Source organism: Marinobacterium alkalitolerans (genome assembly GCF_017776525.1).
Classification (GTDB): domain Bacteria; phylum Pseudomonadota; class Gammaproteobacteria; order Pseudomonadales; family Balneatricaceae; genus Marinobacterium; species Marinobacterium alkalitolerans.
In genome coordinates, this window is record NZ_JACVEW010000007.1 from 1 (window position 1) to 14,418 (window position 14,418).

12 protein-coding genes are annotated in these 14,418 nt (G+C 57.7%); 5 read left to right on the forward strand and 7 right to left on the reverse strand.

Going from position 1 to position 14,418, the window contains the following annotated elements:
* Positions 1 to 273 precede the first annotated feature (273 nt).
* Positions 274 to 1,704: a two-component system sensor histidine kinase NtrB gene (locus H9C73_RS05835; RefSeq protein WP_236014116.1), complete on the forward strand. Its 1,431-nt coding sequence runs from the start codon at positions 274 to 276 to the stop codon at positions 1,702 to 1,704.
* Positions 1,705 to 1,769: 65 nt separating this feature from the next.
* Here the strand turns inward: H9C73_RS05835 and H9C73_RS05840 are convergent, their stop codons facing one another.
* The 4 genes from H9C73_RS05840 to H9C73_RS05855 all read right to left on the reverse strand — a co-directional run bounded on the left by H9C73_RS05840 (position 1,770) and on the right by H9C73_RS05855 (position 6,341).
* Positions 1,770 to 2,150 (reverse strand): RidA family protein, encoded by a 381-nt coding sequence (locus tag H9C73_RS05840; protein ID WP_209286870.1) that lies wholly within the window; start codon positions 2,148 to 2,150, stop codon positions 1,770 to 1,772.
* A gap of 71 nt (positions 2,151 to 2,221) precedes the next feature.
* Positions 2,222 to 3,784, reverse strand: coding sequence for a BCCT family transporter (locus H9C73_RS05845; RefSeq protein ID WP_209286871.1), 1,563 nt, complete (start codon positions 3,782 to 3,784; stop codon positions 2,222 to 2,224).
* Between the two features lie 102 nt (positions 3,785 to 3,886).
* A complete protein-coding gene (locus H9C73_RS05850; protein ID WP_236014117.1) occupies positions 3,887 to 4,885 on the reverse strand; it encodes a dipeptidase in 999 nt (332 codons plus the stop codon).
* A 13-nt stretch (positions 4,886 to 4,898) separates the two neighbouring features.
* On the reverse strand, positions 4,899 to 6,341 hold the full coding sequence (locus H9C73_RS05855) for an aldehyde dehydrogenase family protein (protein ID WP_209286872.1): 1,443 nt from the start codon (positions 6,339 to 6,341) through the stop codon (positions 4,899 to 4,901).
* Between the two features lie 126 nt (positions 6,342 to 6,467).
* On the opposite strand from H9C73_RS05855, the gene H9C73_RS05860 reads away from it, so the two are divergent.
* The 4 genes from H9C73_RS05860 to H9C73_RS05875 all read left to right on the forward strand — a co-directional run bounded on the left by H9C73_RS05860 (position 6,468) and on the right by H9C73_RS05875 (position 10,935).
* The gene (locus H9C73_RS05860; protein ID WP_209286873.1) at positions 6,468 to 7,373 is read left to right on the forward strand and encodes a LysR family transcriptional regulator; all 906 of its coding nucleotides are present in this window, start codon (positions 6,468 to 6,470) and stop codon (positions 7,371 to 7,373) included.
* A 252-nt stretch (positions 7,374 to 7,625) separates the two neighbouring features.
* On the forward strand, positions 7,626 to 9,335 hold the full coding sequence (locus H9C73_RS05865; RefSeq protein WP_209286874.1) for a hypothetical protein: 1,710 nt from the start codon (positions 7,626 to 7,628) through the stop codon (positions 9,333 to 9,335).
* 10 nt (positions 9,336 to 9,345) lie between these two features.
* Positions 9,346 to 10,083, forward strand: coding sequence for a DUF3726 domain-containing protein (locus H9C73_RS05870; protein ID WP_209286875.1), 738 nt, complete (start codon positions 9,346 to 9,348; stop codon positions 10,081 to 10,083).
* Between the two features lie 90 nt (positions 10,084 to 10,173).
* Positions 10,174 to 10,935 (forward strand): sulfite exporter TauE/SafE family protein, encoded by a 762-nt coding sequence (locus H9C73_RS05875; protein WP_209286876.1) that lies wholly within the window; start codon positions 10,174 to 10,176, stop codon positions 10,933 to 10,935.
* A gap of 15 nt (positions 10,936 to 10,950) precedes the next feature.
* Here H9C73_RS05875 and H9C73_RS05880 read toward each other — a convergent pair whose 3' ends face one another.
* The 3 genes from H9C73_RS05880 to H9C73_RS05890 form a co-directional block, all read right to left on the reverse strand.
* Positions 10,951 to 11,733 (reverse strand): enoyl-CoA hydratase, encoded by a 783-nt coding sequence (locus tag H9C73_RS05880; protein WP_209286877.1) that lies wholly within the window; start codon positions 11,731 to 11,733, stop codon positions 10,951 to 10,953.
* A gap of 68 nt (positions 11,734 to 11,801) precedes the next feature.
* Complete coding sequence (gene ttcA / locus H9C73_RS05885) at positions 11,802 to 12,725, reverse strand: tRNA 2-thiocytidine(32) synthetase TtcA (protein WP_209286878.1); 924 nt, start codon at positions 12,723 to 12,725, stop codon at positions 11,802 to 11,804.
* A 98-nt stretch (positions 12,726 to 12,823) separates the two neighbouring features.
* Positions 12,824 to 14,398 carry a BCCT family transporter gene (locus H9C73_RS05890; RefSeq protein ID WP_209286879.1) on the reverse strand — a complete coding sequence of 525 codons (1,575 nt, stop codon included), beginning with the start codon at positions 14,396 to 14,398 and terminating at the stop codon, positions 12,824 to 12,826.
* Between the last annotated feature and the right edge of the window lie 20 nt (positions 14,399 to 14,418).

Below are 14,418 nucleotides of genomic sequence, written 5' to 3' on the forward strand. Positions count from 1 at the left end.
GAGCGTACAGCGCATTATGCGAACACTTCAGGTGAGCTTGTTCGAACGCATGCCCCTTTGGGCTCTGCTTAATCCTCCTCCACTAAAGCCACAAAAAAGGGACCCTCAAATGAGGATCCCTTTATGATCGAAAACTATGGGACAGCAGTGGCCTGCGGGCGCTTTTTTGTTGCCCTGGTTGCATAAGCGTCGCCAGACCCGCGCCCTGACGCCTATCTTTCGTTATAATCCGCTGAGAACAGGTTTCATTTACGGGATAACGGATCTCTATTCATGATAATGCGCTTTCTTTTGCCAACCGCGCTGCTGCTGCTTTCACCGCTGACTCAGGCAAGCCTGCTGGCCCCCTTTCGTAACGAAGACGGCAGCACCCGCTGGCAATATGTCGCCAACTTCTCCAGTGGCGTGCTGATTATTCTGCTGACCATCGTCGTCATCACCCTGTTTATCACCTGGCGCCGTGCACGCCGGTATAACATCGAACTGGAAGAGATCCGTGGCCATCTGGAGGAGCGGGTACAGGACCGCACCGCCAAGCTGGAACAGGAAGTCTCCGAACACGTTATTACCACCCAACGGCTGCAGGCGTCAGAAGCCTACATCCGCAACATTCTGAGCTCCATGCCGCTGGTACTGGTGGGGCTGGACGCGGACGGCACCATCACCCAGTGGAATCGCCGTGCCGAAGAGCGCTCGGGCATTGCGGCCGATGAGGCCATCGGCCAGAATCTCTGGTCGATCTATCCGGATATTACGGTCACCCCCAAGCATATCGAGCAGTCGCTGGAGCGAAATGAATCGCTGACGCTCAGGTACAGCCAGCCCGGCAGCTACCACATGGACATCACCGTGTATCCGCTCGAGCATACGCAAACACCCGGCGTGGTGATTCTTGTAGACGATGTCACGCGCCAGGTGATCGCGGAAAACATGCTGATCCACCATGACAAGCTGTCATCCATGGGTGAACTGGCCACCGCCATGGCGAACGATATCAACCCGCCGCTGCAGGCGATTCTGTTTGACCTGCGCAACTTCCAGAGCCTGCTGGAGTCGGGCCGATTGCAGGAAGGACAGAACGGCCAGCAGGCCGAAGTGGAGCGCGTGCAGCAGTTGTTGGAAAACGCATCCGAAAACGGCCGTCAGGTAGAATCCGTCATCCGCAACCTGCTGGAGTTCGCGCGGGGTCGCAGCAGCAAGGCCCATGACGCCAATGTGGTCGATATTCTTGAGCACTCTGTCGAGCAGGCCAGCGACGCGCTGTCTCTGCCCAACGCACAGCCGTTTCGCAATATGCAGATTGAGCGGCATTATGAAGACAGCCTGCCCATGGCACCCTGCTATATCACCGAGCTGCAGCAGGTATTCCTGAGCCTGTTCCGCCATACCTATCAGGCTCTGGTCGACAAGGCCAGGCGCAGCGATGCCGACTTCACGCCGACCATCAAGCTGTTCGTATCCGAGTGCTATGACGCGCTCTCCATTCGCATTCAGCACAATGGCACCGGCCTGACCAGCGAAGAACAGATGTATCTGTTTGAGCCCTACCTGCACAAGGGCAACGAAGCCAAGGCCGCCGAAGATGCGGACAAGCGACTCTCCTTCCCCTATTTCGTGATTACCGAGCAGCACAAGGGACATATGGCCGTGACCTCTGACCCGGAGATCGGTACAACCTTCCACATTCAGCTGGAGCTGCACTGAAACGACGGTGGCGCCACAAGGGCGCCACTAGGGGAACAACTCATTTTACACTTGAGCCTGTCAGCTCAGTCTGAGGGCACTGCTGCGTAGGCAACGATTTCGCACAGCATCTCCTCTCGCGCCAAACCGGCCACGACCATGGCCGCCCGGTTCGGGTAGGGCGCTTCAAAGTACTCAGCATAAACCTGATTGAACACGGGAAGCTGAGCTCGATCGGTAACGTAGATTAGCACCTGTGTGACATGCGCCATCGTCAGCCCTGCCGCTTCGATGGTGTGCTTGAAATTCTCCATGGTTTGACGCGCCTGGGCTTCTATACCACCCGGGACGACCTGCCCCTGATCATCAATTGGAATCTGTGCGGTGGACAGCATGCCATTGGCAATCACGGCCCATTCCAGCGGTGCCTTGGAGGCAAAAAGATCAGTTTTAACAGCTGTTTTCATAACCCTCTCAACAGTTGGATAGATATCGAGGGAAGAGGCCGGGCGGCATCCCGCACCGCCCGGCATCACAATCAGAGCCCCTGCTCTTTCGCCATCTGACGTGCGATGCGGGGTGCGACCCACAGCGATGGCAGCAGGACCAGCGATACGGGTACGGCTGTCACTACGATGAATGACTGCAGGGCCGAGATCCCCCCTGAACCGATGGAGATCAGCAGGGCAGCCATTACCCCCATCATCACGCCCCAGAAGATGCGCACGCTGGTTTGCGGGTGGTCGGTTCCGGTCATGACCATAGAAACCGCATAGGTCATGGAGTCACCGGTCGTGGCGACAAAGATCGTGGTCAAAATCAGGAAGAGTACCGAGATCAGGAAGCCGGCGGGCAACTGTTCGGTAATAGCCATCAGCGCTGCCGGCAGGTTGAAGCCGGTGAAGGGCTCGGAAATCACACCCGGGTTGTTGAGCTCGAATGAAAGCCCGGCACCACCCACAATGGTGAACCAGAAGCAGGTGATCACCGGCGCGACCACAGAGATCAGCAGCACCATTTCACGAATGGTACGACCACGTGAAATACGCGCCACAAACATCGCCATCAGCGGCCCATAACCCAGGAACCAGCCCCAGAAAAAGACGGTCCACCAGTCCAGCCAGCCGGTATCGGCCCGGAAGGTTGCCATCGGAATGAACTGATCCAGATAAATGCCAAAGGAGTGCAGGTAACCATCAACGATGAAGCCGGTGGGCCCCATCAGCAGGATGAACAGCATCAGCCCCACGGCCAGGATCACATTGGCACGGCTGAGAATCTGAATGCCCCGGTTCACACCACTCACCGCCGAAAGCGTATACAGGCCGATCAGACCCACGAGAATGAACACCTGCGTGCCATAGGTATTGGGAATGCCAAACAGTTTTTCCAGTCCAAAGCTGACCTGCAGCCCCAGAAAGCCGATCGGTCCCACCGTCCCTGCCACTACCGCCAGTACGCAGCAGGAATCAACAACGGCACCCAGCGGGCCTTTCATGACACGCTCCCCAAGCACCGGATACAGCAGCGTTCTTGGCTTCAGGGGCAGACCTTTTTCGTAGTGCAGGTACATGAAGATGATACCGGTCAGGCTGCCCAGAATCGCCCAGGCCAGGAACCCCCAGTGCATGAAGCTCTGTGCCAGCGCATTGTAGGCCGCCTGAAGCGTCCCGGTTTCACCACCGAACAGAGGCGGAGGCGAGGTAAAGTGGGCCATCGGCTCGGCCGCCGCCCAGAAAACACCGCCCCCCGCCAGCAGCGTACACATGATGATGGAGATCCACTGGAACGTGGTGATATCGGGGGTATCCGTCCCGCCCATCACGACGTTGCCGGTTCGGCTCAGGCTCAACACCAGGCCGATCAAAAAGGTGAGCAGGAGCAATACCTGCCAATAGGCACCAAACACTTTGGTCGACGCGGCAAACGCCGTATTGACCCAGTTCGACACCAGGTCGATATCGTAGAGTGCAAATGCAGCAAACAGGACCAGAATCCCGCCGCTAATCAGGAAAACGGGGAGATCCACACCTGACAGCCATGACTTTTTGGGCATATCAAGCTCCTGACTGCTGGCTGCAGCCTGAGTAGTTGTATTCATCTTAGTCTCCTGGCGAGCTTTTATATTTATGGTTCGGAGAGTCGGTGGGGGCATATGCCCCGGCCTCCACAGCCGGGACACTTGGATCAGAGGCAGTACTCGTCACTGAGGACGAAGCGCGTCCTCAAGGAAATTAAGCCAGTTGAGGCCCATGATGCGTGCCACATCCTCGTCACTGAACCCGCGCGCCTGCAGGCCGGCGGTCAGATTGGGGAAGTCGCGGCTGTCACGGAACCAGGACAGTGGGCGCGGCCAGTCCGCATTGGACTTGGAGCCTTCGCCGTAATCCATCTCTTTCGACCAGCGGCCATTGCGCATCCACTCCAGCACCGACAGCGGCTGCTCCTGACACAGGTCGGTGCCAATACCGATGTGCTCGATACCCATCAGATCGGCGGTGCTGGCGACCATGTCGCAAAACTCTTCCAGCGTGCAGTCAGACCCGTTTTTCAAATGGAACGGATAGAGGCTGAACCCCAGCAGGCCACCGGACTCACCCAGTGCCTTGAGCACGGTATCCGACTTGTTGCGCTTGGCCGCATGGAAGCTGGTCGGGTTGGCATGCGAGATCACAATGGGCCGTTCGGACAGCTCAATGGCATCCAGCGTGCTGCGCTCACCACTGTGGCTCATGTCCACCACCATCCCGACACGGTTCATCTCGCGAATCACCTGTTTGCCGAATCGGGTCACGCCACTGTCTTCCGCCTCATAACAGCCGCAGGCCAGCAGGCTCTGGTTGTTATAGGTCAGCTGCATGATCATCAGGTTAAGCTCACGCATCACCTCGACCATGCCGATATCATCCTCGATGGGCGAACAGTTCTGCGCCCCGAACATGATGCCCACCTTGCCCAGCGCCTTGGCGCGACGGATATCCTCGGCGGACTTCACCGGCATGATCAGGTCGCGGTTGTGCTCAAAGTGGCGATTCCACTCGGCGATACGCAACAGGGTTTCGCGGATCTGCTCGTGGTAGACGATGGTGACATGCACCATGGTCACGCCCCCCTCGCGCAACTGTTCAAAGATCTGTCGGTTCCAGTTGGAGTACTGGAGCCCATCCACCACGATCAGGTCTTTGTGCAGGTTCTGGTTCATGGCCCGGCTCCCGTTACGCACGCATGTAGGTGGTTTTGACGACGGTGTAGAACTCTTTTGCATAGGCGCCCTGCTCGCGCGGACCGAAACTGGAATCCTTGCGACCACCGAAGGGCACGTGATAATCGGTGCCGGCAGTTGGCAGATTGATCATCACACAGCCGGTTTTGGCGCGGCGTTTGAACTCGGTGGCATATTTCAGCGACTGGGTGCAGATGCCGCCTGTCAGGCCAAAGTTGGTGTCATTCAGGGTTGACAGCGCTTCTTCAAAATCCTTCACCTTGATCACACAGGCGATGGGCGCAAAGGCTTCTTCACGGTTGATGCGCATATCATTGGTGGTACCGGTAAACAGCGCCGGCTGCATGTAGTAGCCTTCTGTGTCTTCCTGCAGGACCTCGCCACCGTATACCAGCTCACCGCCTTCACGCTTGGCCAGCTCCAGGTATTCCAGGTTCTGCTCCATCTGGCGGGCATCCGCCACGGCACCGATGTGCACGCCCGCTTTCAGAGGATGCCCCACCACCAGCTTCTGCATGCGGGCTTTAACCGCCTCTACAAAGCGATCATGAATACCTTCGGTGACGATCAGGCGGGAAGAGGCAGTACATTTCTGGCCGGTGCCGCCGAATGCACCGTTGACGGCACACTCAACCGCGTTGTCCAGATCAGCATCGTCCAGTACCACCAAGGCGTTCTTGCTGCCCATCTCCAGCTGGCACTTGACCAGATTCACCGCTGTAGCCGCCGCCACCTTGCGACCGGTTTCCAGCGAGCCAGTGAAGGTCAGCGCATTGATGTCACGCGAGTTGATCAGTACATCACCCACCTGGGATCCCGGCCCCATCACCAGATTGAAGGTGCCAGCGGGCAGGCACTGACGGGAAATGATTTCGGTCAGCGCCCAGGCGGATGCGGGTACCTGGTTGGCCGGCTTCCAGACCACGGCGTTACCAAAAGCCAGTGCCGGTGCGATTTTCCACGCCCCGGTTGCCGTCGGGAAATTCCAGGGCGTGATAATGCCCACGACACCGACCGGTTCACGGCGAGTTTCGATCTCAACGCCCGGGCGCACGGAATCGGTTGATTCCCCCATCTGGCGCAGTACTTCAGCCGCGTAGTAGTGGAAAAACTGACCTGAACGGTAGATTTCGCCGGCGCCTTCAGCCAGCGTCTTGCCCTCTTCACGGGCCAGCAACTCACCTAGCTCATCCTTGCGAGCGATCAACTCGTCACCGATCGCCATCAGCACCGAATAGCGCTGTTCCAGACCGCTTTTTTGCCAGGCTTCCTGCCCCTGAATGGCAGCAGCGATGGCCGCTTCTGTCTGGGCCTTGTCTGCCTGAGCGTAATGGCCAATCACATCATTGATGTCGGCCGGGCTGATATTGGCGACCGTTGCGGTACCCTCTACCCACTCACCAGCGATATAGTTGCGAAAGATTGATTCAGACATGATGACCTCCAGCAAAATTGTTGGACTCATCATAGGCAGGGTGATGTAATAATAAAAATTAATAAATAAAATTTCAGGATAAGGTTTACTTATCAAAGTAAACCACTGTCGATAGAGGTCATGCCGATGCTGCCGGAACTCAAAATTGCCCAGCTCAGGCACTTTGTCTGGGTCGCCGAACTCAAGGGGTTTCATGCCGCAGCCGAGCGCGCCCACCGCACTCAACCTGCCATCTCCCTGTCCATCAAGGATCTTGAAAACAAGCTGGGCGAAGCCCTGTTTGAAAAGCGCAATGCCAAATCCAGCAATGCAGAACTGACGCCCTTTGGACGCCACTTCTTGCCACAGGCCAAAGAGCTGATCGCCCATCATGACCGTGTCGCTCAGGATATGACCCTGATGGCCGAGCATAAAACCGGCCACCTGAGGCTGGCATCAGTTCCCTCTGTCGCCAGCCGAATGCTGCCTGACATTCTGTCCCGCTTCATTGCCGACGCACCTGATCTGCATATCAGCTTTTTCGACGACAATGCCGCTGCCGTTCTCAATATGGTGGAGCAGCAGCAGGTGGATTTTGGCATCGCCAGCGCCTGGCGGTCCGATGAACACAGCGACAAGACGTTCATTCCCATCTGGCAGGACCATGTCGGCGTTGTCTGCCGCCATGACCATCCTCTGGCAGAGCAGGCAGAGGTGCATTGGCAAAGCCTCAACAAGCACCGCCTGATCAGCAACGGTACCTCACGCCTGCTGGAAGGCACTGACGCCGAAGCCTTGCTGGGAAGCAGCCAGTTTTATGTCTCCAACATGATTTCACTGATCGCGATGCTGGAAGCGGGACTGGGCATTACCACCCTGCCCCGGTTTGCGTTTCCGCGCGACAACCCGCTGCTCACATTCATCCCGTTGACCACACCGGAAGTCGTCAGGCATCTGGGAGTGGTCAAGCTGATCAACAAATCACTTTCGCCTGCGGCCGAGGCCCTGGTGGCATTTATTTTGAAGAACAGCTCGATCCCGGACACCACCTGATAACAGAAAAAATAATGTCTTAGCCTCATTCGATAAGCCCCGCTTATCAAATGATAGATCCTTTTCATTTGTCTGGCTGCCTTGCATTCACGAAGATAATGCCGTCACCCACAGGGTGCACCTCTCCTCTGCCGACTATAACTAAACAGGAAGCGAGCAGAGTCTGTAAGAGCAAGGCTTCCAACACATCCAAGTGTCCCAACACCTTTCAGGCCAATACACGAGATGTGGAGCAAATAGAGGATCATAATAATGACAACGCCTGCTGCCATTCACACTACGCTTTGCGGAGACAATGCCCTCCCGTTGCGCCCTGCCGAACAGGTGATGCATCTGGAGCGACTCGGTTCGATGCATCAGAGCCGCCTGAGTTTCATGCGCACCCTGATTCGCCATATCATGCGAGAACGCTGGCAGATCGACCCTGTACGTTTCGAGCTCGACCCCGAGGGTTTCGGCACGGTCATTTACGAAATCAAGGCCCCTCACGGGCTGTACAGCTTTGTACTGTTTTCCAATTACTTGTCACCGGAAGCGCGCAACGACCGCGTCATTGCCACCGAGTGGGACCTGACCATGGCACTGGTTACCGGCAAGGTAGACGATCTGTACCTCGAAAAGCTGCGCCAGAATGTCCCCAAACAGGAAGCGGGCCGAGTGGATGCTCGAGTCTTCGTCCTGTCACGGGCCAACCGCAGTGCTCGTAACTTCAGCTATGTGGTAGACCAGCTTGCCCAGGGCGAGCAACCGGCCGTCAGCCAGATTGCCAAAGTGGGCTATCTGTACCGGACCACTGCCGTCTATGGCAGCGGCAAACTGGGCATGGCCGACTGGGACAAGGTCAAGACACATTACAAGGATTTCGCCCGCCCCTTTGCCGCCGAAATGTTTGTCTGCCTGATGCTGCGCAACTTCAGCCTGATTCAGGTTGAACACATTGCAAAGCACCGTGCACCCGACACTTTCAAACCCATGCAGCCGGAGATCAAGCGCTACTTCGGTATCGGCAACTCAACCGGCCTGGGTATGGCACCCTATCTGGTGAACCACCCCATTCTGATCAACCGCTGGATCGAGATGCGCGAGCTGGCACTCGCCCGTGTCCGCGTGCTGGGCGACATCTCCCCGCGTATCCGTCAGCAACTGGGAGAACTGCTGGAGCGCTGCATTCAGCACACCCGGGAAACCTGGACCGAAGACGAATGGCAGACCCGCAACAACCAGCAGGTCCTGCAGGATCTCGAAGCGATCACCGCTCAGGTCGCACAACCGTTTGAAGACTGGGATGCACTGATTCGCTGGAGCGAAGAACAGTGTTCACTGCAGGGACAGGAAATGCTGGTGTCCATTTTGCTGGAGCTCTATCCGGAACTGGTAGACGATCTGGAAGACTACCACTGCGCCGAGGAATTTCTGGACCTGGATCCCTTGATGCCGCTGCCCGCACTCAAAGAGATCATCGAAACCCGCTACGCTTGGTCGCTGGCGATCGATTTCAATGCCGAGGGAGCCCGTGAAACCTGCTGGTACCGTTCCGAAGAAAAAATGGAACCGCGCCTTGGCAGCGTCGCGGACATGGAAGCCAAGAAGAAACAGATGGCTCTGGGCGTGGGGTATGCCGTTCGACGCTGCTACGAGCAGCTCTGCGAATACATTGAGCAGCACCCGGACCACAACACCGCACGCTTCATGGTGGCCCGTCCCAAGCTGCGCGGGATCGTAAGGCGGATACAGAGCATGAACCGCTGTGTCTACGGTGATATCCAGGCCAACCTGCTGGATCGCAACGTCCTGCCCATGCACCTGTTGAGGTGCAAGTTGGCGTTCTTCGGGGTCAGCAAGTTTGATCCGCGCTCACGCCTCTGGGTGCGCAACACCATGTTCCAGGGAGCCCCGCTTCTGGAAGATATCGGTAACCGCTTTGGTGATGACTGGTTCATGCCACTGGCCCCCAAGCAGTAAGGAGCAGCCCATGAATATTTCGATGAACGAACTGAAAGCGGCGCTGCGCCGTTGCTTTGAAGCCTGCGGCTACTTTGTCGGCAACTATGAAGACGCCGCCAATATGGTGCTCTGGCTCGAAAAGCATGGCCTAAATGGACTGACAGAACTGGAACGTGCACTTCCCTTCATAGACCGCGACAGCGACAAGCCCTTGAGCAGCGTGGTGTATGAAGACAGCACCTCCGCCATTATCGACAGCCATGGCCGCAGCGCCCTCAACTGCATTGCGGCTGCCGTTGACCTGGCCCACGCCAAGGCACTGGAAGTCGGCATTGCTACCGTGACCGTGCACAACTGCCACAACCGCATGTTCATTTTGAAAGCACTGACCGACTGTGGTCGTCGCGGCATCAGCGTTGCCGCCTACTGGCAGAACGGCAACGACAATATCACGGAGCATACTGCCGCCATTGCAGCAGGTGAGCGTTATCCCAGCTACAGCGATGCCACCACCTGTCTCAGCGCCAGCCCGGATGACAAACAGGCTTTGACGATTGTGTGCAGCTCCCGCATCAATCTGGCGACGACCCTCAAGCACCGCAATACACGCATGCTCAGTGCAGCTCAGGTTGAGCAGAACAAGGAGCACAGCGTGAATCAGGGGATCGAGATCAAACCCGCGCTGTGGGAGGAGATCAACCGGATTGGAGCCGCGGTACTGGTTGAAAACAGTGAACTGTCCCGTGCCGATGCCGGTGGCCGCTAGGCCCTGATACCACAACCGCTGAGCAAAGCCCTCTGAGCTGGACCCGCACTAGCCACTCAGGGGGCTTTTTTAACGCCTGGACTCATGCACATGTCCCCCTTTGTAAGCGACGCGCTTGCCATCGCCATTGTAACGACCGGTGTCTTAATTCAGTCACGCATCGGCATCGGCTACGGACTGTTGGCGGCTCCCCTGCTGTTTTCGATCGACCCGGCGTATGTACCCGGCCCTATTCTGGCGGTCGGATTCTGTCTTGCACTTCTGACCGTGACGGCCGCACAGCAGACGCTGAGCTGGTCCCGTGTGTTTCCCGCAATCCTCGCACGTATTCCCGGCGCCTGGCTGGGCGCTTCGCTCATCATGCTGATGAGCCCTGCCACACTGGGCCTGTTGTTGGGTGGCATGCTGCTGGTGGGTGCGCTTATCAGCTGGAGAACACCTGCGGTGAAGACCAGTACCGCCCACCTGGCGCTGGGTGGCTTCACATCCGGCGTACTCGGTACCGCCACCAGTATCGGCGGGCCGCCCATTGCGCTGGTCTATCAGTCACAACCACCGGCTACCGCCCGATCAGAACTGGCCGCCTTTTTTCTGGCCGGCACCCTGATTTCACTCGTTATGCTGGGACTGAATGGCCAGCTTGCCATGGCGCATATCTGGCTGACCATCAAGCTGCTGCCCGGTGTTCTGCTGGGGTACTACCTGGCGCTTCTGTCGGAACAGACCTGGGTCATTCGCAGCCTAAAACCCTGGGTACTGCTGATCTCGGTGCTGGCGGCTCTGATGCCCATTACGGAAGGGGTCTTGGCCCTGTCGGCTGATCGCACTGCGACAGCAGCGACAGGGCCATAAAGGAGGGGGTTTCGATCAGCGATGCTTCCACTCGGGCTTGCGCTTATGGATAAAGGCATCGATCCCTTCCTGCGCATCTTCGGTCAGCATATTGCCCACCATCACCTCACTGCAATGATCGTAGGCATCTGCCAGTGACATTTCGCGCTGGCGGTAGAACGCCTGCTTGCCGATCTGAAGTGTCTTGCGCGACTTGGAAGCAATGGTATCGGCCAGCTCATCCACGGTGGACTCCAGCTCTGATTCAGGCACCAAACGGTTTACCAGCCCCATTTCGTAGGCACGTTCAGCCCCGACAAGCCGTCCGGTCAGCAGCATCTCCATGGCATGCTTGGGCTGAATCGCACGGCTCAGGGCCACCATGGGGGTTGAACAAAACAGTCCGATATTGACGCCCGGGGTCGCAAAACGCGCGGTATCGGCGGCAACGGCCAGGTCCGCACTGGCCACCAGCTGACAACCGGCAGCCGTTGCCACACCGTGAACCTGTGCAATGACGGGAACCGGCAGGCTGACCACACGCTGCATCAGGCGGGAGCAGGTATCGAAGGTGCAGCGATAGAAGTCTTCCTCCCCGGCGCCCAGCATCTGCTTGAGGTCATGACCGGCACAGAATCCCTTGCCGCTGCCACGGATGACGACACAGCGTACATCCTGATCGCTGGCAATGCGGTCAAGCTCGGCATGCAGCGCCTGCATGAGTTCAAGTGAAAGGCTGTTATAGGCATCGGGGCGTGTGAGCGTCAGGGTGGCAGTACCTGCCCGGTCCTGGCGCTCAAGCAGTGTGGTATCCGACATGTTGGCTCCCTTTTATTGTTATTCGGGTTTACCCGAATATCAGTCAAAGGGGGCTTCAGGTCAAGCCACTACACGGAGAGAATATCGATCTTTTCCATCACCTGAACGCCGGAGCCGTTCGCGCCGGTGTCTTCATCTTCACCCAGCGGACCGGGTGCTGTCTGGCTGCCCGGAACAATGCCGTGCGGAAAGCCGAGCTGCAGCCCCTTGAAGTCGAACAGTTCATTATCCGCCAGATGTGAAGGCACCACGTTACAAAGGGCACGGAACATGGTTTCAATCCGGCCCGGGTGTGACTTGTCCCAGCCCTGCAACATCTCCTTGATCACCTGTCGCTGCAGGTTTTCCTGTGAGCCACAGAGGTTACAGGGGATGATCGGGAACTGACGCAGCTCCGCATAGGCCGAGATATCCTTCTCACGCGCATACGCCAGCGGGCGAATCACCATGTTCTTGCCATCGTCCGATACCAGCTTCGGCGGCATGGACTTGAGCTTGCCGCCGTAGAACATGTTCAGGAAAAAGGTTTCCAGAATATCGTCACGGTGGTGGCCCAGCGCAATCTTGTTGGCACCGATTTCATCGGCAAAGCCATACAGGGTGCCGCGACGCAGGCGCGAGCAGAGACCGCAGGTGGTTTTGCCTTCCGGGACCACCTCCTTGACGATAGAGTAGGTATCACGCTCGACGATGTGATAGGGCACGCCAAGTGAGTCCAGATACGCCGGCAGCACCTCTTCAGGGAAGCCCGGCTGCTTCTGATCCAGGTTGACCGCTACCAGCTCGAACCGAATGGGCGCGCTCTTCTGCAGGTTCAGCAGAATATCGAGCATCGTGTAGGAATCCTTGCCACCGGACAGGCACACCATCACCTTGTCGCCTTCTTCAATCATGTTAAAGGCTTCAATGGCCTGCCCTACCTCACGGCGCAAACGTTTTTGCAGCTTGTTCAGGCGGGTTTTGGTCTGCTTGTCGAGGCTATCGGTATGCATAGGACGCTTCGTGAATCACTGGTTGAAAATCGAGCGCGAAGTATACAGCAAAGCGGCACCTGTCATAAGGTGCCGCCAACAAGGTGCAAGGTTTCCGGTCAGACCAGACCTTGCTCTCGTGCCATCTGACGGGCAATGCGCGGGGCAACCCACAGCGAGGGCAACAGCACCAGCGACACCGGCACCGCCGTCACCACGATGAACGACTGCAGGGCCGATATGCCTCCCGATCCGATTGAGATGAGAATGGCCGCCGTCACCCCCATCATCACGCCCCAGAACACACGCACACTGGTTTGCGGATGATCCGTACCGGTCATGACCATCGACACGGCATAGGTCATGGAATCACCGGTTGTCGCCACGAAGATCACCGTCAGGATCAGAAAGAGCACCGATACCAGCTGCCCAAGCGGCAGCGACGAGGTGGTGGCCATCAGGGCCGCAGGCAGGTTAAACCCGCTGAACGGTTCTGAAATAACCCCCGGGTTGTCCAGCTCAAAGGAGATGCCCGCACCACCCACAATGGTGAACCAGAAACAGGTAATTACCGGGGCAACCACGGAGATGAGCAAGATCATCTGCCTGATCGTGCGGCCTCTTGAGATCCGCGCCACAAACATCGCCATCAAGGGTCCATAGCCCAGAAACCAGCCCCAGAAAAAGACGGTCCACCAGTCCAGCCAGCCCGTATCGGCCCTGAAGGTTGCCATGGGGATGAACTCATCCAGATAGATGCCGAAGCTGTGCAGAAAACCATCAACAATAAAGCCGGTGGGGCCCATAACCAGAATGAACGCCATCAGCAGCAGCGCCAGCATCACATTGGTGCGGCTGAGTATCTGAATCCCGCGGGTAACCCCACTCACGGCAGACAGGGTGTACACCAGAATCAAACCGATCAGCACACTGACCTGGGTGCTGTAGGCATCTGGAATACCAAACAGAAACTCCAGCCCGAAGCTCACCTGCAGCCCCAGAAAGCCGATCGGACCAACGGTACCGGCCACCACCGCCAGCACACAGCAGGCATCGACGACAGCCCCCAGCGGACCTGACATGACGCGCTCCCCCAGCACCGGATACAGCAGGGTGCGAGGCTTCAAGGGCAGCCCTTTCTCATAGTGCAGATGCATGAAGATAAGACCGGTCAGGCTGCCCAGAATCGCCCAGGCCAGGAACCCCCAGTGCATGAAACTCTGCGCCAGGGCGTGATAAGCGGCCTGAGCCGTTCCCGCTTCTACACCCTGAGCCGCAAACGCGGGTGGAGGTGACAGAAAGTGCGCCATGGGCTCGGCTGCGGCCCAGAATACACCGCCGCCGGCCAGCAGGGTGCACATGATGATCGAGGTCCACTGGAAGGTCGAAATCATCGGTGTCGAGGTGCCGCCCATCACCACCCCTCCGGTGCGCCCCAGCGCCAGTGCCAGACCGATAAAAAACGTGGCCAGCAGCAACACCTGCCAATAGGCGCCAAACAGCTTTGTTGAAAAGGCGAATGCCGAATTTACGAGCCCGGAAACAAGCTCAAGGTCATACACGGCCAATAACGCGAACAGAACCAGTGCCCCGCCACTGATCAAAAATACGGGGAGATCAACGCCAGCAAACATTGATCGATTGGGTGTGTCCATCTCCCGGCAGCGCGCTGCTGCCTGAGTGGTTGTGGTCATAGTGGCCTCCCGGCCGATTT

Bases quoted from the DNA above. Each gene is read 5' to 3' on its own strand.
- H9C73_RS05835 (WP_236014116.1), top strand. From the start codon at position 274: ATGATAATGCGCTTTCTTTTGCCAACCGCGCTGCTGCTGCTTTCACCG.
- H9C73_RS05840 (WP_209286870.1), bottom strand. From the start codon at position 2,150: ATGAAAACAGCTGTTAAAACTGATCTTTTTGCCTCCAAGGCACCGCTG.
- H9C73_RS05845 (WP_209286871.1), bottom strand. From the start codon at position 3,784: ATGAATACAACTACTCAGGCTGCAGCCAGCAGTCAGGAGCTTGATATG.
- H9C73_RS05850 (WP_236014117.1), bottom strand. From the start codon at position 4,885: ATGAACCAGAACCTGCACAAAGACCTGATCGTGGTGGATGGGCTCCAG.
- H9C73_RS05855 (WP_209286872.1), bottom strand. From the start codon at position 6,341: ATGTCTGAATCAATCTTTCGCAACTATATCGCTGGTGAGTGGGTAGAG.
- H9C73_RS05860 (WP_209286873.1), top strand. From the start codon at position 6,468: ATGCTGCCGGAACTCAAAATTGCCCAGCTCAGGCACTTTGTCTGGGTC.
- H9C73_RS05865 (WP_209286874.1), top strand. From the start codon at position 7,626: ATGACAACGCCTGCTGCCATTCACACTACGCTTTGCGGAGACAATGCC.
- H9C73_RS05870 (WP_209286875.1), top strand. From the start codon at position 9,346: ATGAATATTTCGATGAACGAACTGAAAGCGGCGCTGCGCCGTTGCTTT.
- H9C73_RS05875 (WP_209286876.1), top strand. From the start codon at position 10,174: ATGTCCCCCTTTGTAAGCGACGCGCTTGCCATCGCCATTGTAACGACC.
- H9C73_RS05880 (WP_209286877.1), bottom strand. From the start codon at position 11,733: ATGTCGGATACCACACTGCTTGAGCGCCAGGACCGGGCAGGTACTGCC.
- ttcA (WP_209286878.1), bottom strand. From the start codon at position 12,725: ATGCATACCGATAGCCTCGACAAGCAGACCAAAACCCGCCTGAACAAG.
- H9C73_RS05890 (WP_209286879.1), bottom strand. From the start codon at position 14,398: ATGACCACAACCACTCAGGCAGCAGCGCGCTGCCGGGAGATGGACACA.